Source organism: Streptomyces sp. NPDC001231 (genome assembly GCF_042896885.1).
GTDB lineage: Bacteria > Actinomycetota > Actinomycetes > Streptomycetales > Streptomycetaceae > Streptomyces.
In genome coordinates this window covers 111,178-129,857 of record NZ_JBIAXS010000015.1, presented here as the reverse complement: position 1 = coordinate 129,857, position 18,680 = coordinate 111,178, and the positions used below count along the sequence as shown (strand labels likewise).

General features: G+C 71.8%; 17 protein-coding genes. 11 read left to right on the top strand and 6 right to left on the bottom strand.

Annotated elements, in window-relative coordinates:
- Positions 1 to 1,221: 1,221 nt before the first annotated feature.
- Positions 1,222 to 2,292 carry a LacI family DNA-binding transcriptional regulator gene (locus tag ACFY3J_RS19970; protein WP_384180754.1) on the bottom strand — a complete coding sequence of 357 codons (1,071 nt, stop codon included), beginning with the start codon at positions 2,290 to 2,292 and terminating at the stop codon, positions 1,222 to 1,224.
- A gap of 224 nt (positions 2,293 to 2,516) precedes the next feature.
- Between ACFY3J_RS19970 and ACFY3J_RS19965 the strand changes: the two genes are divergently transcribed.
- Together ACFY3J_RS19965 and ACFY3J_RS19960 are read left to right on the top strand one after the other, a co-directional pair.
- Positions 2,517 to 3,470, top strand: a complete 954-nt coding sequence (locus ACFY3J_RS19965; protein WP_384180752.1) for an ROK family protein — start codon at positions 2,517 to 2,519, stop codon at positions 3,468 to 3,470.
- Between the two features lie 60 nt (positions 3,471 to 3,530).
- A complete protein-coding gene (locus tag ACFY3J_RS19960; protein WP_384180750.1) occupies positions 3,531 to 4,118 on the top strand; it encodes a hypothetical protein in 588 nt (195 codons plus the stop codon).
- 66 nt (positions 4,119 to 4,184) lie between these two features.
- Here the strand turns inward: ACFY3J_RS19960 and ACFY3J_RS19955 are convergent, their stop codons facing one another.
- Positions 4,185 to 6,221 (bottom strand): NPCBM/NEW2 domain-containing protein, encoded by a 2,037-nt coding sequence (locus ACFY3J_RS19955; RefSeq protein WP_384180748.1) that lies wholly within the window; start codon positions 6,219 to 6,221, stop codon positions 4,185 to 4,187.
- Between the two features lie 266 nt (positions 6,222 to 6,487).
- Here ACFY3J_RS19955 and ACFY3J_RS19950 point away from each other — a divergent pair, with 266 nt between their 5' ends.
- The 5 genes from ACFY3J_RS19950 (at position 6,488) to ACFY3J_RS19930 (ending at position 11,048) form a co-directional block, all read left to right on the top strand.
- Complete coding sequence (locus ACFY3J_RS19950; RefSeq protein ID WP_384180919.1) at positions 6,488 to 7,756, top strand: ABC transporter substrate-binding protein; 1,269 nt, start codon at positions 6,488 to 6,490, stop codon at positions 7,754 to 7,756.
- A gap of 20 nt (positions 7,757 to 7,776) precedes the next feature.
- Positions 7,777 to 8,691 carry a carbohydrate ABC transporter permease gene (locus tag ACFY3J_RS19945; protein ID WP_384180746.1) on the top strand — a complete coding sequence of 305 codons (915 nt, stop codon included), beginning with the start codon at positions 7,777 to 7,779 and terminating at the stop codon, positions 8,689 to 8,691.
- Positions 8,688 to 9,611, top strand: a complete 924-nt coding sequence (locus tag ACFY3J_RS19940; protein ID WP_384180744.1) for a carbohydrate ABC transporter permease — start codon at positions 8,688 to 8,690, stop codon at positions 9,609 to 9,611. The genes ACFY3J_RS19945 and ACFY3J_RS19940 overlap by 4 nt, the downstream gene beginning before the upstream one ends.
- Positions 9,612 to 9,669: 58 nt before the next feature.
- Entirely contained in the window at positions 9,670 to 9,867 is a 198-nt protein-coding gene (locus ACFY3J_RS19935) for a hypothetical protein (RefSeq protein ID WP_384180742.1), read from the top strand.
- A 140-nt stretch (positions 9,868 to 10,007) separates the two neighbouring features.
- Positions 10,008 to 11,048 carry an NUDIX domain-containing protein gene (locus tag ACFY3J_RS19930; RefSeq protein ID WP_384180740.1) on the top strand — a complete coding sequence of 347 codons (1,041 nt, stop codon included), beginning with the start codon at positions 10,008 to 10,010 and terminating at the stop codon, positions 11,046 to 11,048.
- Between the two features lie 9 nt (positions 11,049 to 11,057).
- Here ACFY3J_RS19930 and ACFY3J_RS19925 read toward each other — a convergent pair whose 3' ends face one another.
- Positions 11,058 to 12,128 carry a protein kinase family protein gene (locus ACFY3J_RS19925; protein WP_390841381.1) on the bottom strand — a complete coding sequence of 357 codons (1,071 nt, stop codon included), beginning with the start codon at positions 12,126 to 12,128 and terminating at the stop codon, positions 11,058 to 11,060.
- 160 nt (positions 12,129 to 12,288) lie between these two features.
- Positions 12,289 to 13,644: a dipeptidase gene (locus tag ACFY3J_RS19920; RefSeq protein WP_390841380.1), complete on the bottom strand. Its 1,356-nt coding sequence runs from the start codon at positions 13,642 to 13,644 to the stop codon at positions 12,289 to 12,291.
- Positions 13,645 to 13,861: 217 nt separating this feature from the next.
- On the opposite strand from ACFY3J_RS19920, the gene ACFY3J_RS19915 reads away from it, so the two are divergent.
- The gene (locus ACFY3J_RS19915) at positions 13,862 to 15,106 is read left to right on the top strand and encodes a geranylgeranyl reductase family protein (RefSeq protein WP_384180734.1); all 1,245 of its coding nucleotides are present in this window, start codon (positions 13,862 to 13,864) and stop codon (positions 15,104 to 15,106) included.
- Here ACFY3J_RS19915 and ACFY3J_RS19910 read toward each other — a convergent pair.
- Positions 15,096 to 15,563, bottom strand: coding sequence for a nitroreductase family deazaflavin-dependent oxidoreductase (locus ACFY3J_RS19910; RefSeq protein WP_384180732.1), 468 nt, complete (start codon positions 15,561 to 15,563; stop codon positions 15,096 to 15,098). The two genes, ACFY3J_RS19915 and ACFY3J_RS19910, sit on opposite strands and share 11 nt — an antisense overlap.
- A 130-nt stretch (positions 15,564 to 15,693) precedes the next feature.
- Between ACFY3J_RS19910 and ACFY3J_RS19905 the strand changes: the two genes are divergently transcribed.
- The 3 genes from ACFY3J_RS19905 (at position 15,694) to ACFY3J_RS19895 (ending at position 18,414) form a co-directional block, all read left to right on the top strand.
- Complete coding sequence (locus ACFY3J_RS19905; protein ID WP_390841379.1) at positions 15,694 to 16,383, top strand: TetR/AcrR family transcriptional regulator; 690 nt, start codon at positions 15,694 to 15,696, stop codon at positions 16,381 to 16,383.
- A gap of 136 nt (positions 16,384 to 16,519) precedes the next feature.
- Positions 16,520 to 17,752 (top strand): sensor histidine kinase, encoded by a 1,233-nt coding sequence (locus tag ACFY3J_RS19900; protein WP_390841378.1) that lies wholly within the window; start codon positions 16,520 to 16,522, stop codon positions 17,750 to 17,752.
- Positions 17,749 to 18,414: a response regulator gene (locus ACFY3J_RS19895; RefSeq protein ID WP_384180726.1), complete on the top strand. Its 666-nt coding sequence runs from the start codon at positions 17,749 to 17,751 to the stop codon at positions 18,412 to 18,414. The genes ACFY3J_RS19900 and ACFY3J_RS19895 overlap by 4 nt, the downstream gene beginning before the upstream one ends.
- Here ACFY3J_RS19895 and ACFY3J_RS19890 read toward each other — a convergent pair.
- On the bottom strand, positions 18,375 to 18,659 hold the full coding sequence (locus ACFY3J_RS19890) for a DUF6332 family protein (protein ID WP_384180724.1): 285 nt from the start codon (positions 18,657 to 18,659) through the stop codon (positions 18,375 to 18,377). The genes ACFY3J_RS19895 and ACFY3J_RS19890 overlap by 40 nt on opposite strands.
- Between the last annotated feature and the right edge of the window lie 21 nt (positions 18,660 to 18,680).

Below are 18,680 nucleotides of genomic sequence, written 5' to 3'. Positions count from 1 at the left end.
CGCCCCGCCGGGGTGGCGACCCCCGCCCCGCCCCGCGGCCCCCTCACGCCCGCGGGGCGGGGGGGGGGGGCCCCCCCCGGGGGGGGGGGGGGGGGCCCCCCCCCCCCGGGCCCCCGCCCCCGTGCGTGTTTCGGCGCCGCCCCGATTCCGCGTGCTCCACTTGGTGCGGGTGTCCAGCCGCGTGTCCCACCTGTCCCGCGCGCACAGTCGGCGGGTCCGCCAGGCCCCCGCGCTCGGCCGCAGGTTCGGCCCTGCCGCGCGCAGAATCGCTCGGGTGCCTCCCGGACAGCCCGTAACGGGGTCGGCCCCACGAGCAGATGGGTCGGAACCGTCCGCCTGCACGGGCGCCGTCGGGGTACGGCGGCGCCCGCACGCCGAAGTCCCCGCCGGTCGGCGCGTACGTACGTGCCGGGGAGCGCCCGGCCGCCCACCGACTCCATGCCGCACGCCGGGTGCGGGCGAACGGGCCGGGTGGTGCCCCGGCTGGCGCCGGCACGTCGGACGGCGGCCCGGCCGCCCTGGGCTGCGGCGTGCGCTTCGTGAACCACCTGCCGGTCACGCGGCGGCTGGACGCGTTGTTGCCCCTCCTCCTCGCTGCGGTCGATGCCCGCGAGCCGGCCGGCCTTCACCGAGCCGGGCATCGAGCCGGGGACGAGGGCGATGGCGCCCGGCCGTCGTACGGACAGCCGTCGAGGCATGCGGTGGAGCCGGGCTCGTACGGAGCCCGGACTCGTGGTGTCGGGCTCCGTGGTGTGCGCGGGGCCTTGGTGAGGGGGCGCGTGGTGCGGCCGGTGAGTGGTTGCACGTCGGCGGGTGTCCGGATTGCTCGGCCGGGGCTGGGGATGTGCGTAGGACGGTGCCCAGGATGCGTGCGGTGTGGCCGATGTGCGGTCGCATGTCGGGGGAAGCGGGTGTCCGGACTCGTCCGGCCGGGGCAGGGGATGTGCGCAGGGCGTCGGTCAGGGGCGCGTGGTGTGACCGGTGTGTGGTCGCATGTCGGGAGAGGCCGGTGCCCGGACCGGCCGGCCGGGCGGAGCATGCACGGGGCCTTGGCCAGGGAGCGGACGGTGCGGCCGGTGTGCGGCCGCGCCGTCGACAGGAGTGACTGGGTTCGGGCGGGTGTCCGGACTCGTCCGGCCGGGTCGGGGGCGGGCCTCTGCCAGGGGGCGCGGGTGGGCCGGCGTGGCGTGGTCCGCCGGCCGCGTGGTGGGTGACAGCCGTTCAGTCCGACGGTGGCAGTTCGCCCGAGCCGCGGGTGACCAGCCGGGTCGGGATCTCGATGCGTTCCGGGGCGAGGAGGGTGCCGTCCAGCTGGCGGAAGAGACGCTCGGCGGCGGTCCGGCCGAGGGCCGCCGCGTCCTGGGCGACGACGGTGACGCCCGGCTGGAGCAGATCGGCCAGTTCGATGTCGTCGAAGCCGACGAGGGCGACCCGGCGCGCCTGCTCGGCCAGCACGCGGATCACGGTGACGGTCACCCGGTTGTTGCCCGCGAACACAGCGGTGACCGGATCGGGCCCGGACAGCATCGTCTCGGCGGCGCGGCGCACCCGCTCCGGGTCCGTGACGCCCAGCGACATCCAGGACTCCTCGACCGGTATGCCCGCGTCCTCCATCGCCGCCCGGTAGCCGCGCAGACGCTCGGCGGCCGTGTGGATGCGGGGCATGTCGCCGATGAAGCCGATCCGGCGGTGGCCGTGGGCGATCAGGTGGGCGACGCCGTCGCGGGCGCCGCCGAAGTTGTCCGACAGCACGACGTCGGCTTCGATGTTCCCGGCCGGACGGTCCACGAACACGGTCGCGACGCCCGCCTTGATCTCCGGCTCCAGATACCGGTGGTCGTCACCGGCTGGGATCACGACCAGCCCGTCCACCCGCCGTGCGCACAGTGCCAGCGCCAGTTCCTGCTCGCGCTCCGGGTCCTCCGCGCTGGAGCCGTTGATGAGCAGGGCGCCGTGGGCGCGGGCCACCTCCTCCACCGCGCGGCTCAGCGGCCCGTAGAACGGGTCGGCGAGGTCTTCCAGGACCAGGCCCACGCTCGATGTACGGCCCTTGCGCAGCACCCGCGCGCTGTCGTTGCGGCGGAAGCCCAGGGCCGCGATGGCGTCCTGGACGCGCCGCTCCGTGTCCGGGGTGACCCCGGGCTCGCCGTTGACCACGCGGGAGACGGTCTTCAAGCCGACGCCCGCGCGTGCCGCCACGTCCTTCATGGTCGGACGGCTGCCGTAGCGGTTCCCGGAGGCACGGTGCGGGTGGTCTGCGGGGCGGTCTGCTCGACGGGCGGTCTCGGGCACGGTGCGGCGTCCTGTCCTGTCGTCCACGGGGACGAATCGCGTCCACGGGGATGCGTCGGTCCATGGGTTCGTATGAGGATGTGGCGTCGAGCATAGAACCTGGACAACGTTGTCATATGCGCGAGAGACTGTCCATCGCATACTCCGGACCGTGCCCCCCACAGCGATACCGGACTGCGCCCACCTCTTGGTTTTCTCATGGTTGACGGGGAGATCTGACTCTGATGCACACCGACCTCGTGGCAGCGCTGGACATCGGCGGCACCAAGATCGCCGGAGCGCTGGTGGACGGCCGCGGCGGAATCCTGGTGCGCGCGCAGCGCCCGACGCCCGCGCAGGAGGACGGGGACACCGTGATGCGGGCCGTGGCGGAGGTGCTCGGTGAGCTGGGAGCGTCGCCGCTGTGGGGGCGTGCCACGGTCCTGGGTATCGGCAGCGCGGGCCCGGTGGACGCCTCCGCGGGCACGGTCAGTCCGGTCAACGTGCCCGGCTGGCGGGGCTACCCGCTGGTCGAGCGGGCCCGTGCCGCGGCCGGCGGCCTGCCCGTGGAGCTGATCGGCGACGGTGTGGCGATCGCGGCGGCCGAGCACTGGCAGGGTGCCGCCCGCGGACACGACAACGCGCTGTGCATGGTCGTCTCCACCGGCGTCGGCGGCGGCCTGGTCCTCGACGGGCGGCTGCACCCCGGCCCGACCGGCAACTCCGGCCACATCGGCCACATCAGCGTCGACCTCGACGGCGACCCGTGCCCATGCGGTTCGCGGGGCTGCGTGGAGCGCATCGCGAGCGGCCCGAACATCGCCCGCCGGGCCCTGGACGACGGCTGGCGCCCGGGCCCCGACGGCGACACCTCGGCCGCCGCGGTGGCCGCCGCCGCCCGCGCCGGGGACCCGGTCGCCATGGCCTCCTTCGCCCGCGCCGCCCGCGCCCTGGCCGCGGGCATCGCCGCCACCGCGACCCTGGTCGAGATCGACATCGCGGTGATCGGAGGGGGAGTGGCCAAGGCGGGGGAGGTGCTCCTCGCCCCGCTGCGCCGTGCCCTGGCCGACTACGCCACCCTCTCCTTCGTGCGGCGTCTGACGGTCGCCCCGGCCCAGATGGGCACGGACGCCGGTCTGGTGGGAGCGGCGGCGGCAGCGCTCGCGGCGCGAACGGGCGTGACGGCGGCCGGGGTCTGAAACGGCGGCCGCGGTCCATGATGTGAGCCGTGCGCGTCGGAAGCCGGAGGGGGACTGGTGGTGGCGCAGCAGAGTCCGGCCGGGGGCGGAAACGCCCTGGCGCTCTTCCTGCTGGTGTGGGGAGTCGTGGCCGTCGTGTTCGGCGGCGCACTGGCCTTCGACTGTCGCGGGGCGACACGGCAGAGGTTCCGGCTGAACGGTCGGCCATGGCGGCCGAGAACGTCACGCGACATCAGGCTCGTCCGGACGTTCGGTGGAGCCTTCGCCCTGATCGGCGCCGGGGTGCTCGTCCAAGGCGCGCTGATGCTCGAACCGAGCTCCGGGGTGGAGTGGCAGAAGCTCCCGCGCATCGGCCTGCCGACCTGCGTCGTGACGACATCCCTGGTCGTGCTCGGCATGGTCCTGCAGTGGCGGGCGAACCCGAGCCTGCTGCGGACGGCCTGGTCGGCCGGGGTCACCCAGCGCATCGCGTTGGTGGCGGTCGCCGTTTCGCCGCCGCTGTTCGTCGTGTGCTGGTGGGCGCTGGGACCGGGCCCGCTCAGCGTGGTGCCGGGGCTGGTGGCCGTCGCCGCCTCGCTGGTGCTCTTCCTGGGGCGGAAGCGGCCGGACGCGCACGAGGACCCGCTGGGTGACCTCGGCCCCCTCTGAGAGCCGGACGCGTGCGAGGAGGCGCTCCCGGCGCGTGTTTCGCCGGGGAACGCCTCCTCGGCCGGCTCAGCACATCAGGCGGGCGTCCGCCCAGTCCGCGTGGTCGGAGTCGATGCCGTCGCCGCCGTCCGTGACGACGAGGCGGACCACCTGCGCGCCGGTCACGTCGGCCGACAGGGGCCGCGCGCCCATCGAGTTGGTGAGGACCCCGGTGGCGGCGGCCTTCCTGCCGTCCGCCCAGATCTCGAACGCGACCGTGCCCTTGCCGTTCTTCTCGTCGTCGACGCCGACGTCGGCGGTGACCGTCCGGCAGGTCCCGCCGGTGTAGAACTCGACGGCGCTCTCCGCGTGGACGCCGAGCCCCTTGGCGTACACGACCCCGCCGAGGGTGATCGGGTGACCGTCACCGGCGGCGCTCTCGCCGTTGCTGGTGTCGCGTTCCACCGGGCCGTAGCCGTTGGTGGCCGAGAGCCAGGGAAGGTCACTGAGGTACGACGTCCCGGCGGGCGGCCGCACCACCACGCCGGCGGCGAAGGCCAGGGCGCTGTCGGCGCGGGCGCCGCCGGGGGAGCGGTGACTCGCCTGAAGCGTCAGGTCGTACGACCCCGTCGGCGTTCCGGCCGGTGCGGTGACCGTCCAGCGGGTGCGCAGCGCCTTGCCCGTCGGTACCGACCCGGCGTGGGTCGCGGACTCGGGCCGTACCGTCCAGCCCTCGGGGCCGGTCAGGGACACGGAGACCTGCGTGGCCGGCGTACGGCCCAGGTCGGTGACGGTCGTGGTCAGCGTCGCCGGCTTGCCCGCCTCCAGCAACGGGGCGCCGTCCAGGCCGAGTTCGACGGCGGGCGGGTTCGCGGCCCAGCGGCGGTCGGGGAAGACCCGGACCAGGACGGTGCCGTGGGCCGGAACGGTCGCCGAGATCGTGCCCGCGGTGTTGTAGGAGCGGTGCCGCCACAGATCGCGCAGGGTGTAGGCGGCGGCGTCGGGCAGCCCCACGGCCCGCGCGGAGGTGGCGACGCGCTGCGGGCTGCCGGTCTCGTTGAACAGGGCGACGGCGCGGCTGCCGTCCTTCATCTCCTTGGCCACGACCCAGCGCCCGCCCTCGGAGGAGACGACGGCGCCTTGCTTGCCCAGCGGGTCCTGGTCGACGGCGATGACCTCCTTGTTGGCCAGGATGTCGAAGGTCGCCCCGGAGGCCTTGCGCAGGTCCGAGCCGATGAGGAGGGGCGCGGCCATCACGGACCACATCGAGAAGTGGGTGCGGTACTCGGTGTCCGTCATGCCGCCGTTGCCGACCTCCAGCATGTCGGGGTCGTTCCAGTGGCCCGGACCGGCGTACGGGGCGAGCGGCAGGTTCTGCTTCAGGATCGACAGCATCGAGCCCCAGCTGTCGCTGATGTCACCGGTCGTGCGCCACAGGTGCCCGACGTCGGAGGCCCATTCCCAGGGCTTGTTCTCGCCCCATTCGCAGAGGCTGTAGACGATGGGCCGGCCGGTCGCCTTCAGCGCGTCCCGCATGGTGGTGTACCGCAGCCTGGCGTCCACTCCCTGGTTGTTGCAGTTGTCGTACTTGAGGTAGTCCACGCCCCAGTCGGCGAACTGCTGGGCGTCGCTGTACTCGTGGCCGAGCGCGCCGGGGAATCCGGCGCTGTTGCACGTCTTGGTGCCGGCGCTGGTGTAGATGCCCAGCTTGAGTCCCTTGGCGTGCACGTAGTCCGCGACAGCCTTGATGCCGTCCGGGAACCGGACCGGGTCGGGCACGAGCTTGCCGTTCGCGTCGCGGGCGGGCAGGGCCCAGCAGTCGTCGAGGTTGACGTACTGGTACCCGGCGTCCTTCAGCCCCTTGGCGACGAAGAGGTCGGCGATGCCCTTGACCATGGACTCGTCGAACTCGGCCCGGCAGTGCGTGGAGTTCCAGTTGTTGAAGCCCATCGGAGGGGTGAGGGCGAGCCCGTCGGACCGCGTGGGCGTGACGGAGAACCGAGCGGGGGCCGCTGCGGCGGGCGCGGCGACGGCCGGGACGGCGAGTCCCGTGGTGCACAGCAGTCCTGCGGCCAGAGCCCCGACCACTGTGCGGCGGGCGGTGCGCGTGTGCGGGTGACGCATGAGAACGCTCCTCCGAACTCGCGAAAGATGGGATGACATCATGTCCGCGTCATCGGTGCGCGGTTATGGTAGGAGCTGTCGGACTCTGTTGGAAGAGAAGCGGTAACGGTTGTTCGATATCCCGTCAGAACCCTTGACTCCATGGCTGGTTGGCGGTGAGATCCAACCCTCTCGTTCGGTTGTGTTGGGTGCACCCCGAGGAGGGGGATATGGCGCAGTCATCGTTCAACCGACTCATCCCGCCGACAGATGAAGCAGGACATCCGATCTCCCGGCGCAATGTTCTGCGGGGTGCGGCCGTCGGAGCGGGCATGGTCACACTTCCCGCCCTGCTGTCCGCCTGCGGTTCCGGACCCGGTGGAGGCAAGAACGAGGTAAGCGTCGGGTCGAACGCCTCGGACGCGGTACCGAAGAAGGCGTACGCGGCGGCGTTCGACGCCTACCGGAAGCAGTCCGGCAAGAAGGTCAAGGTCAACACCAAGGACCACAACGACTTCCAGGAGAACATCAACCGGTATCTCCAGGGCCGGCCCGACGACGTCTTCATGTGGTTCGCCGGGTACCGCATGCAGTACTTCGCGGAGAAGGGGCTGCTGACCGACATCAGCGACGTGTGGTCGTCCTTCTCCGGGTTCTCCGACGCCCTCAAGGCGCAGTCGACGCACGACGGCCGGCAGTTCTTCGTGCCGTACTACTACTATCCGTGGGCCGTCTTCCACCGGACGAGCCTGTTCCGGCAGAAGGGCTACCAACAGCCCAAGACCTGGGACCAGTTCATCGCGCTGGCCAAGCAGATGTCCAAGGACGGCACCCCGGTCGCCTTCAGCGACAAGGACGGCTGGCCCGCCATGGGCACCTTCGACTACATCAACCTGCGCCTGAACGGATACGACTTCCACAAGTCCCTGATGGCGGGCCAGGAGGCGTGGACCGACAGCCGGGTGAAGAAGGTCTTCGACACCTGGCGCGAACTCATGCCGTACTACCAGAAGGGCGCCCTCGGCCGGACCTGGGAGGAGGCCGGGCAGAGCCTTCAGCAGCGCAGGACGGGCATGGCCGTCTTCGGCATGCCGCACCCCGGCAGCCAGTTCCCGGACAACGAGCGCGACGACATCGACTTCTTCGCGTTCCCCGAGATCGACCCGCAGTACGGCCAGGACGCCGTGGAGGCGCCCATCGACGGCTTCCTCGTAGCGAAGAAGTCCAAGAACGTCGCCGCCGCCAAGGACCTGCTCAAGTGGCTCGGCACACCGAAGGCCGAGGACATCTACCTCCAGTACGACCCGAACAACGTGGCCGTCAACTCCGGCGCCGACACCTCCAAGTACAGCGCCCTGCAGAAGAAGTCCGCCGAACTCGTCTCCGGCGCCCGGCAGATCTCGCAGTTCCTTGACCGCGACACCCGCCCCGACTTCGCCTCCACCGTGATGATCCAGGCGATCCAGGACTTCATCGGCGACCCGAAGGACGTCGACGGGCTGTGCAACAGCATCGAACGGCAGAAGAAGACCATCTTCTCGCAGCCCGTCGGCTGATCACTGGGGGGACATCTTCCGTGGCGCTCACCTCCCCGCGGCGCGCCGGACGGCCACGGCTGCGCCGGTTCACCGGCCGCGACCTCGCCGTCCTCGTCGTGCTGCTCGGCATACCGGTGCTGCTCGACGTCGCCATCGTCTGGGGTCCGACGCTGGCCTCCATCGGACTGTCCTTCACCTCCTGGGACGGCATCGGGGACATCCACTGGGCCGGCGGCGAGAACTACCGGAACCTCGCGGAGAACTACCCGCCGTTCTGGCCCGCGGTCCGCCACAACGTCCTCTGGCTGCTCTTCCTCGGACTGATCGCGACGCCGTTCGGACTGTTCCTGGCCGTCCTCATCGACCGGGGAGTCCGCTTCAGCCGCTTCTACCAGTCCGTGCTCTACCTGCCGGTGGTGCTCTCCCTGGCCATCGTCGGCTTCATCGCCCAACTGCTGCTGGGCACCGACCAGGGCGCGGTCAACACCCTCCTCGGCAACCACACCGACCCCGTCGACTGGCTCGGCGACTCCCGCATCAACATCTGGATGATGATGATCGCGGCGAGCTGGCGGCACGTCGGCTACGTCATGATCCTGTACCTGGCCGGCCTGAAGTCCGTCGACCCGGCGCTGAAGGAGGCGGCGGCGATCGACGGGGCGAACGAACGCCAGACGTTCTTCCGCGTGGTCCTGCCGACCCTGCGCCCGGTGAACGTCGTGGTCGGCGTCATCACGGTCATCGAGGCGCTGCGCGCCTTCGACATCGTCTACGCGGTCAACAAGGGCCGCAACGGCCTGGAACTGCTGTCGGTGCTGATCACAGACAACATCATCGGCGAGGCGAGCCGCATCGGCTTCGGCTCCGCCATCGCCGTGGTCCTGCTCACCGTGTCCCTGGGGGGCATCGTGACGTTCCTGGTCCAAGAGCTGCGAGGGGCCCGCGACCGATGACGGCAGCCATCCGCACCACCGCGTCCGTACACCGCCCGGCGCCGACGCCCGCACCGCCGGCGGGGCCCCGGCGGCGGGGCCGCTGGGGCGTGCAGATCTTCCTGGCGGCGGTGTCGCTGGCGTTCGTCGCCCCGCTGCTGCTCGCCGTCTACGCCTCCCTGCGCCCCTACCAGGACACGGCGCAGAACGGCTACTTCTCCTGGCCCAGCCATCTGTCCTTCGCGTACTACCGCCAGGCCTACACCGAGTCCGGCATGGGCGGGTACTTCGTCAACACGCTGATCATCGCGGTGCCCGCGGTGGTCGTCACGCTGTTCCTGGCGGCGTTCGTGGCGTTCGCGGTCTCGCGCCTGAGACTGCGCGGCGGCCTCGTCCTGCTGATGTTCTTCACGGCGGGCAACCTGCTCCCGCAGCAGGTGATCGTCACGCCCCTCTACGTCCTGTTCAACAGGATCCCGTTGCCGTGGTGGATGTCCGACTCACTGACGATGTACGACTCCTACTGGGCCGTCATCGTCGTCAACATCGGCTTCCAGCTGGGCTTCTGCGTCTTCGTGCTGGCCAACTTCATGCGCACGCTGCCCCAGGAGATCCTGGAGGCGGCGATCGTCGACGGCGCCGGCGTGTGGACCCGGTTCTGGCGCATCACGCTGCCGCTGTGCCGCCCGGCCCTCGCGGCCCTGGCCACCCTCGAGTTCACCTGGGTCTACAACGACTTCCTCTGGGCCCTGATCTTCATCTCCGACCCCGGCAAGCTCCCGATCACCTCCTCCCTGAACAACCTGCGCGGACAGTTTTTTACGGACTACAACCTGCTGGCGGCCGGATCGGTCCTGGTGGCCCTTCCGACGATCGTGGTCTTCCTGCTCCTGCAACGCCACTTCATCGCGGGACTGACGCTGGGGTCGACGAAGGGGTGAGTGCTCCCGTCGGGTGCACGAGCGTGACCCGCGGTCGGTCGGCGCAGTTGAGCCGAGCATGAAGAAGCGCAGCATGCTCGCCCTCGCGTCCCTGGCCACCGGATTCGTCGTGGCCGCCGTCACTCCGTCGCACGCAGTCGACCACGACCGGCTCGGTGACCGGAGCGTGAAGGACATCGTGGGCACCGTCGACCAGGTCGTCGATCAGGAAGGCCTCACGACGAACGACGAGGCGCCCGGGCGTCACCACGGCTGACGTCCGTCGGCCCGGCGCGGCGCCGGCGCCCCCGTCGCGGGGGTACCGGCGCCGTCCTGTGGGCAGCCCTCAACTGGGGCTGGTTTCCGTGGCAGGGTGGAGCGGGCAAGCCACAGGGGGCCGACAGCAGAGGGGGACCCGTGATCGTCTGGATCAACGGCGCTTTCGGTGCGGGGAAGACGACCACCGCACGGGAACTGATCGAACTGATCCCGAACAGTACGCTCTTCGACCCCGAGGTCATCGGCGGTGCGCTGACGTATCTGCTGCCGCCCAAACACCTCGCCGAGGTCGGCGACTACCAGGATCTGCCGATCTGGCGGCGCATGGTGATCGACACGGCGGCCGCGATGCTCGCCGAGCTGGGCGGAACCCTCGTGGTGCCCATGACCCTGCTGCGCCAGGAGCACCGCGACGAGATCTTCGGTGGGCTCGCCGCCCGCCGCATCGCCGTGCGGCACGTACTCCTCGCCCCGGCCGAAACGATCCTGCGGGAGCGGATAGCCCACCGGGAGGTCCCGCCCGACCTGCCCGACGGCGAGATACGCATCCGCCAGTGGGCCTACGACCACATCGAGCCCTACCGGACCGCGCTGGCCTCCTGGCTCACCGCCGACGCCCACCCCGTCGACACCAGCGCCCTCACCCCGCACGAGACGGCCGTCCGCGTCGTCGAGGCCGTCAGCAGCGGTGCCGTGCCCGTCTGCGACATCGTGCAGACCCCGGAGCCCACGGCTGAGACGGTCGCCTCCGGGGTGCTCCTGTTCGACGAACGGGACCGCGTGCTGCTCGTCGACCCCACCTACAAGCCCGGCTGGGAGTTCCCCGGCGGTGTCGTCGAACCCGGCGAGGCACCGGCCCGTGCGGGAATGCGCGAGGTCGCCGAGGAGACGGGGGTGCGGCTGGACGACGTGCCCCGGCTGCTCGTCGTCGACTGGGAGCCGCCCGCGCCCCCCGCCTTCGGCGGTCTGCGCTTCCTCTTCGACGGCGGCCGGCTGGACTCAGCGGCGGCCCGGCGCCTGCTGCTGCCCGGACCCGAACTGCGCGCCTGCCGCTTCGTCACCGAGCGGGAGGCCGCCGACCTGCTCCCACCCGTCCGCTACGCCCGGCTGCGCTGGGCGCTGCGGGCCCGCGAGCGCGGGGCGGCGGTGTACCTGGAGGCCGGCGTCCCGGTCGGCTGACGCCCGTGCCTAAGCGGAACGCATGGAATGCACCGAATGCGTGAGGCTGTCGCCGACTCCTTGCAGTTCCTCGTACGGATAGGGGGTCAGCCTGCTCTCCTTGCGCAGGCGGTCGTGGAAGGCGTTCAGGCGCGCGGCGATCGGCGCGTGACGGGTCAGCAGCGCCGCGGCCGCCGCCGGGACGCCCTCGGGCCGCGCGCCTTCGGCGCAGGCGCGGACGAAGGCCCGGCGTTCCTCCAGGTCGTATGTGTACAGGGCGTTGACCAGCCAGTTCACCAGGTGCGTGACGGTGTAGGCGCGGTCGTAGCCGCGGTGCCGGCCGAAGAACTCGCGCTCCCGCACGGTGAGCCGGAACCGGTCGCTCAGCGCGAGACCGAAGTCGGAGAGGTACAGCCGGGTGCCGTCGGTGAGGATGTTGTGGAAATGCGCGTCCAGGTGCAGCAGCCGGTGCTCGTGCAGGAATGCGGTGAGGGCCTCAAGGCCGGCTTCGACGAACTCGCACGCGCTGTCCGCCGCGTCGCCGCGCAGCCGGGCGGCGTACCAGTCGTCCACGGTGTACGGCACGTACTCGAGGAACAGGACCAGGCTCGCGGTGGCCGTGCGCAGGGCCTCGATGCGGTGCTCCACCTGCGGGGCGCCGCCCCAGTAGGCGACGGTCCGCTCCACGTCGGCCAGCAGTTCCGGCAGCGGTCCGGGCGTGTCGGGCAGCGCCCGCCAGTGGTGCAGCAGGGGGAAGCCGGGGAAGCGACCGGAGAACACCCAGTTCGTCGTCATGCGGTGCGCGGCGAGCTCCCGCCACGCGCCGAGTCCGGGGCTGCCGATGCCGTAGTGGAAGTAGGGCGGCAGGTCGAAGAGGTTCGCGGTCGACCGCAGGTGGTCGGTGTGCCGTTCGACGTCGGTCAGGCGCACGTACTTGACGAAGACCTGTCGGCCGTCCACGTCGACGATCGCGGAACGGCCGCCGATCCCGGTGCCGAACGGCTTGCCGCCCGCCAGGAGTTCAGCGAGTTCGCCGTCGCTGAGGAGCGAGAGGGTGGTCGCGACGTCGGTGTGCGCCGCGATGCGGGTGGAGAGGGTCATGATCCCATCCTCAGCCGGACGCCGGGCGCTCGTCGGCCCCTTTTGCCTCGGGAGCGGCACATCGTGGCACGGGAGTTGAACGCCGAGGCCGTCGTGAGTGCGTCCGCGGTCCAGGATCCCGCCGTACGGCGAAGGACCTGGGCCGCGGACGGAGCGAGGGTCAGCCCGCCGCGTAGTTGCGCAGGAACAGGGCCTCCGCCACCGACAGGCGCTCCAGCTCCTCGGGGGAGACGCTCTCGTTCAGGGCGTGGATCTGTGCCTCCGGCTCGCTCAGGCCGATCAGCAGGATCTCGGCCTGCGGGTAGAGCGCGGCGAGGGTGTTGCACAGCGGGATGGAGCCGCCCTGACCGGCGTACTGCATGTCCTGACCGGGGTAGGCGACCGCCATCGCGTCGGCCATCGCCCGGTAGGCCGGGCTGGTGGTGTCGGCACGGAAGGCCTGGCCCTGGCCGATCTGCTCGGTGCGCACCCGGGCGCCCCACGGCGTGTGGGCCTCCAGGTGGGCCTGGAGCAGCTTGGTCGCCTCGCCCGCGTCGACGCCCGGCGGCACCCGCAGGCTGACCAGGGCGCGGGCGCCGGCCTGCACGGACGGGGTGGCGCCGACGACCGGCGGGCAGTCGATGCCGAGCACGGTGACGGCCGGGCGGGCCCAGATGCGGTCGGCGACCGTGCCGGAGCCGATCAGCTCCACGCCCTCCAGCACCTTGGCGTCCTTGCGGAACTGCTCCTCCTCGTAGGCCAGGCCGTCCCAGACGGAGTCGCCGGACAGGCCGTCGACGGTCGTCGAGCCGTCCTCGGCGCGCAGCGAGTCCAGGACTCGGATCAGCGCGGCGAGCGCGTCCGGGGCGGCACCGCCGAACTGGCCGGAGTGCAGGTTGCCTTCGAGGGTGTCGACCTGGATTCGGACCAGGGTCATGCCGCGCAGGGTGCTGGTGACGGTGGGCAGATCGACGCGGAAGTTGCCGGTGTCGCCGATCACGATGGTGTCGGCCGTCAGGAGTTCGGGGTGCTCCTCGGCGTAGCGCTCCAGGCCGCCGGTGCCCTGTTCCTCGGAGCCTTCGGCTATCACCTTGACGTTGACCGGGACGCCGCCGTCGGCCTTCAGGGCGCGCAGGGCGAGCAGGTGCATGATGAGGCCGCCCTTGCAGTCGGCGGCGCCGCGCCCGTACCAGCGGCCGTCGCGCTCGGTCAGCTCGAAGGGCGGGCTGGTCCAGCCGGCCTCGTCCAGCGGCGGCTGCACGTCGTAGTGGGCGTAGAGCAGGACCGTCTTCGCGCTCTCCGGGCCGGGCAGGTAGCCGTACACCGACTGGGTGCCGTCCGGGGTGTCGAGCAGGGCCACGTCCGTGAAGCCCTCGGCGCGCAGCGCGTCGGCGATCCAGTTCGCGGCGCCCTCGCTCTCGCTCTTCGGGTACTGGTCGAAGTCCGCCACCGACTGGAAGGCCACCAGCTCGGCGAGTTCCGCCCGCGCCCTGGGCATGAGGGAGGCGACGGTCTCGGCGACCGGATTCGACGACATGGGCACGCTCCTTGTAGGTGCGAAGGCGCACTCGTGAGTACCCAGAGTGATACTTGCGAGCACTTCTGTATTCCGGATGATCGTGTCAGCGTAGGCGCGACCCGGTGTACGGGGCACGTACGCTGCTGATCCTCCCACAGCGGCCCACTGCCGGGGCCGCCGTAGGATGCGGGAGACAGCAGCGGCAGGCGGCTTGGATCGGGAGCGGTAGACCATCGTGAGCAGCGAGAACTCTTCGGCGGACGACGTGCAGCAGGTGTGGGACGTCGTCGTGGTGGGCGCGGGACCCGCGGGGGCCTCGGCCGCCTACGCGGCGGCGGTCGCGGGGCGGCGCGTGCTGTTGCTGGAGAAGGCGGAGCTGCCCCGGTACAAGACGTGCGGCGGCGGGATCATCGGCCCCTCGCGCGACTCGCTGCCGCCCGGCTTCGAGCTCCCGCTGAAGGACCGCGTGCACGCGGTGACCTTCTCCCACAACGGCCGCTTCACCCGCACCCGCCGCTCCAAGCAGATGCTGTTCGGGCTGATCAACCGGCCCGAGTTCGACCAGCAGTTGGTCGAGCACGCGCAGAAGGCGGGCGCCCAGCTGCGGACCGGCGCCGCGGTCTCCCGGGTCGAGCAGCACGGTTCGGCGGTGCCGGACCGGCGTACGGTCGCCGTGGTGCTCCAGGGCGGTGAGACGGTGCTCGCGCGCGCGGTGGTCGGCGCCGACGGCAGCGCCGGCCGGATAGGAGCGCATGTCGGGGTGAAGCTGGACCAGGTGGACCTCGGCCTGGAGGCGGAGATCCCGGTGCCCGAGACCGTCGCCGAGGACTGGCGCGGGAGGGTGCTCATCGACTGGGGCCCGATGCCCGGCAGTTACGGCTGGGTCTTTCCCAAGGCGGACACGCTGACCGTCGGGGTGATCTCGGCGCGCGGCGAAGGCGCCGCCACCAAGCGGTACTTGGAGGACTTCATCGCCCGGCTGGGCCTGGCGGGGTTCGAACCGAGCATTTCCTCGGGGCATCTGACCCGCTGTCGCGCGGAGGACTCGCCGCTCTCGCGCGGGCGGGTGCTGGTGTGCGGGGACGCGGCCGGACTCCTCGAGCCGTGGACGCGCGAGGGCATCTCCTTCGCGCTCAGGTCCGGGCGGCTCGCGGGGGAGTGGGCGGTGCGCGTCGCCGAGGCACACGACGCGGTGGACACACGGCGGCAGGCCCTGAACTACGCGTTCGCGATCAAGGCGGGTCTGGGCGTGGAGATGGCCGTCGGCAAGCGGATGCTCGCGGTCTTCGAGCGCCGGCCGGGGATCTTCCACGCCGTCCTGACCGGCTTCCGGCCCGCCTGGAAGGCGTTCAAGGACATCACGCGGGGCTCCACCTCGCTCGGCGAGATCGTCCGCACCCATCCCATGGCCCACCGCGCCCTGACCGCGCTGGACCGGCGGCCGGCCCCGCCCGCGGCCGAGGACCCGGTCAGTTCCTGACCGTGATGCGGAAGACCGGGTGGTCGGGGGCGGACGCGGTGATCTCCTCGTCGGAGGACTTCGCCGTCACGCCCTTGAAGTACCCGTCGACCTGCCAGCCCCACCTCTCCAGGTAGGTGCGCAGGATCGGGAGCTTCTCCGCGTCGGGCAGCTCCACCGCGGTGAACTCGCGGACCTTGCGCCCGACGCGCAGTTCCCCGCCGCCCGCCGCGCGCATGTTGCGCACCCACTGGGAGTGGCCGCGCGCCGAGACGAGGTACCGCCCGCCCTCGTACGTGTGCGGGTTGACCGGAATGCGCTGCGGTTCGCCGCTCTTGCGACCGCGGACCGACAGCTCGGCCGAGCCCGCGAGGCTCAGCCCGTGGCGGGCCAGCCAGCCGATGACGCCGTTGAGGCGGACGGCCATCGGGCTGCCCTTGAGGTAGTACGGCGACGAGGAGGATGAAGAAGAAGACATGACGACCCCCACGGGTTCGGGAGAGCAGTGCTCTCGCTCCACGAACAGTGTGGGGTGGATCGGTGATCCAAAGCAAGAGCACTGCTCTTTTTTGTGTGCAGTGCTCTTAACTCATGGAACACTGGTCCGCATGAGCACCGCACAGGGAGCCCGCGCCCGGGCCAGGACGGAGATCACCGCGGCGATCAAGGACGAGGCCCGCAGACAGCTCGCGGCCGAGGGCGCCGCGAAACTCTCGCTGCGTGCCGTGGCCCGCGAACTCGGTATGGTCTCCTCCGCGCTGTACCGGTACTTCCCGAGCCGTGACGACCTGCTGACCGCGCTCATCATCGACGCCTACGACTCCGTGGGCGAGGCCGCGGAGGCCGCGAACGCGGACGTGTCCGGCGCCGAGCCCCTGGCCCGCTGGACCGCCGTGTGCGAGGCGGTGCGCGGGTGGGCGCTCACGCACCCGCACGAGTACGCCCTCATCTACGGCTCCCCCGTGCCCGGCTACACCGCCCCGATGACGACCGTCCCGGCCGCGGCCCGCGTCGGTCTGGTCCTCATCGGCATCGTGCGCGAGGCCCACGAGCGCCACGGATTGACCGGGCCGCCGCTCCCCGCCGAGCTGCGGGGCGAGGCCGAGCGGATGACCGCGGACCTCGCGCCCGGTCTGCCGCCCGAGGTGGGGGCCGCGCTCGTCGCCGCGTGGGCGCAGCTCTTCGGGCTGGTCGGGTTCGAGCTGTTCGGACAGTTCAACCGGGTGGTGGAGGACCGCGAGCCGTTCTTCCGGCACGCGGTGGTCCGGCTCGCGCACGGGATCGGCCTGGGAACCTGACCGCCGCCGTCACCGGCCGCGCACCCGCGAGGGCGCGCGCGTCCCGGCGTCCGCGACGCGTACTCCCCGGGAAGTACGTGTGATCACCTCGCCCGGCTGACGCCCCCGGTGGCGTCGGCCGTCTAGCGTGGCGGTCATGACGGAGCAGCGCGTACGCCGGGGCGGCCCGCCGCAGTGGTGGCGGCACGGCCCCCCGTGGTGGCACCGCGCCTACGAGGAGGAGGCGCCCCGCCGTCACTGGCCATGGCTCTCCACCGCGCTGTTCACCGCCTTCGCGCTCGTCGGCACGCACTTCTCGGCCCGCAACCAGCACGGCCACCGGGAGCCCCTGGACGCCTACGGGCTCGCGCTGCTCCTCGTGACCTCGGGGCTGCTGCTGTGGCGCAAGCGGTATCCGGCGTTCGTGGTGTTCGGCACTGCGGCGACCACCCTCGTCTACTACGCCTTCGGATACCCGTACGGACCCGTGTTCCTGGCCGTCGCCGTCAGCTGCTTCAGCGCCGTCGTCGCCGGGCACCGCAGGGCCGCGTGGGCGTCGGTGGGCCTGCTGTGGGCCGGGCACGCGCTGATCGCGCTCTGGCTGTACCGGTGGCTGCCGCCCCCCGGTGACACCGCCTCCTCCTGGGGGCAGGAACTGGCCATCGCCACCTGGGTGGTGGCCGTCGTCGCGGTCTCGGAGCTGGCCCGTGTGCGCCGCGAGCAGTGGGTCAAGGAACGCGCCGAGCGCGCCCAGGCCGCCCGGCGGCGGGCCGACGAGGAACGGCTGCGGATCGCCCGTGAACTGCACGACGTCCTCGCCCACAGCATCTCCGTCATCAACGTCCAGGCGGGCGTCGGCCTGGCCCTGCTCGACACCGACCCTGAGCAGGCGCGTACGGCGCTGACCACCATCAAGGCCGCCAGCAAGGAGGCGCTGGGGGAGGTGCGTCAGGTGCTCGACACCCTGCGCACCCCCGGCGACGCCCCGCGTGCCCCCGCACCCGGCCTCGGCCGGCTGTCCGAGCTGGTGGACCAGGCGGCGACCGCCGGCCTCACCGTCGAGGTCCACGGGGCGCCACCCCGGCTGCCGCCCGGCACGGACCTCGCCGCCTTCCGTATCGTCCAGGAGGCGCTCACCAACGTCGTACGCCACTCGGGGTCACGGCACGCACGCGTCCGTCTCGACCACGACCGCCGCGCGCTGCGGCTGCGCATCGACGACGACGGGCCCGCGACCGGGGCGGACGCCGGCGGCGGCGGCAACGGCCTGGCCGGGATGCGTGAGCGTGCCGCCGCCCTCGGTGGCACCATCGACGCGGGAGCGCGCCCCGACGGCGGCTGGCGGGTGCTCGCCGTACTGCCCCTGACGACCGAGGAGGAGAACCGGTGATCCGGGTACTGCTGGCCGACGACCAGTCGCTGGTGCGGGCCGGCTTCAAGGCGCTGCTCGACGCCCAGCCGGACATCGAGGTCGCCGGGGAGGCCGCGGACGGGGAGGAGGCGCTGCGCAAGGTGCGCGACCTGAGCCCCGACGTGGTGCTCATGGACATACGCATGCCGCTGCTCGACGGACTGGCAGCGACCCGCCGCATCACCGGCGAGCCGCGGCTGAACGACGTCAAGGTGGTCATGCTCACCACCTTCGAACTCGACGAGTACGTCTTCGAGGCGATCCGCTCGGGCGCCTCCGGCTTCCTGGTCAAGGACACCGAACCCGACGAACTCCTGCGCGCGGTACGGGCGGTGGTCGGCGGCGACGCCCTGCTGTCCCCCGGAGTGACGCGCCGCCTGATCGCCGAGTTCGCCGCCCGCTCCAAGGAACCGGCGGCCGCCGACGCCCTCGCGCGGCTCACCGAACGCGAACGCGAGGTGATGGCCCTGGTCGGCATCGGCCTGTCCAACGAGGAGATCGCCCGCCGGCTGGTCGTCAGCCCCCTCACCGCCAAGACCCACGTCAGCCGCACCATGGTGAAGCTCGGCGCCCGCGACCGCGCCCAACTGGTCGTCCTGGCCTACGAGTCGGGCCTGGTGCGACCGGGCTGGCTGGGCTGAGAAGCCTGCCGGAAACGCATCAGCACGCCGACGACCCGGACGGTGAAGACGACCGGCGCGAGCACCAGGCCGGCCCACAGGAGCACCGTGGAGACGACCCGCGGCAGGTCGAACAGCAGCACCGGGCCGGCCACGGCCCCGAACACCACCGCCGCCGCGAACGTCGCGCTGCACAGCGCGTACATGATCTCGACGGTCATCGCGTCCCGCTCGGCCTGACTCCGCCGTCCCCCGTGAGCCTTCATGGCGGGAGTCAAACAGCCGTG

What these genes read in the sequence shown, in the direction of transcription:
- ACFY3J_RS19920 (WP_390841380.1), bottom strand. Translation starts at nt 13,644, where the DNA reads ATGTCGTCGAATCCGGTCGCCGAGACCGTCGCCTCCCTCATGCCCAGG.
- ACFY3J_RS19890 (WP_384180724.1), bottom strand. Translation starts at nt 18,659, where the DNA reads ATGAAGGCTCACGGGGGACGGCGGAGTCAGGCCGAGCGGGACGCGATG.
- ACFY3J_RS19900 (WP_390841378.1), top strand. Translation starts at nt 16,520, where the DNA reads ATGACGGAGCAGCGCGTACGCCGGGGCGGCCCGCCGCAGTGGTGGCGG.
- ACFY3J_RS19940 (WP_384180744.1), top strand. Translation starts at nt 8,688, where the DNA reads ATGACGGCAGCCATCCGCACCACCGCGTCCGTACACCGCCCGGCGCCG.
- ACFY3J_RS19905 (WP_390841379.1), top strand. Translation starts at nt 15,694, where the DNA reads ATGAGCACCGCACAGGGAGCCCGCGCCCGGGCCAGGACGGAGATCACC.
- ACFY3J_RS19965 (WP_384180752.1), top strand. Translation starts at nt 2,517, where the DNA reads ATGCACACCGACCTCGTGGCAGCGCTGGACATCGGCGGCACCAAGATC.
- ACFY3J_RS19955 (WP_384180748.1), bottom strand. Translation starts at nt 6,221, where the DNA reads ATGCGTCACCCGCACACGCGCACCGCCCGCCGCACAGTGGTCGGGGCT.
- ACFY3J_RS19935 (WP_384180742.1), top strand. Translation starts at nt 9,670, where the DNA reads ATGAAGAAGCGCAGCATGCTCGCCCTCGCGTCCCTGGCCACCGGATTC.
- ACFY3J_RS19925 (WP_390841381.1), bottom strand. Translation starts at nt 12,128, where the DNA reads ATGACCCTCTCCACCCGCATCGCGGCGCACACCGACGTCGCGACCACC.
- ACFY3J_RS19910 (WP_384180732.1), bottom strand. Translation starts at nt 15,563, where the DNA reads ATGTCTTCTTCTTCATCCTCCTCGTCGCCGTACTACCTCAAGGGCAGC.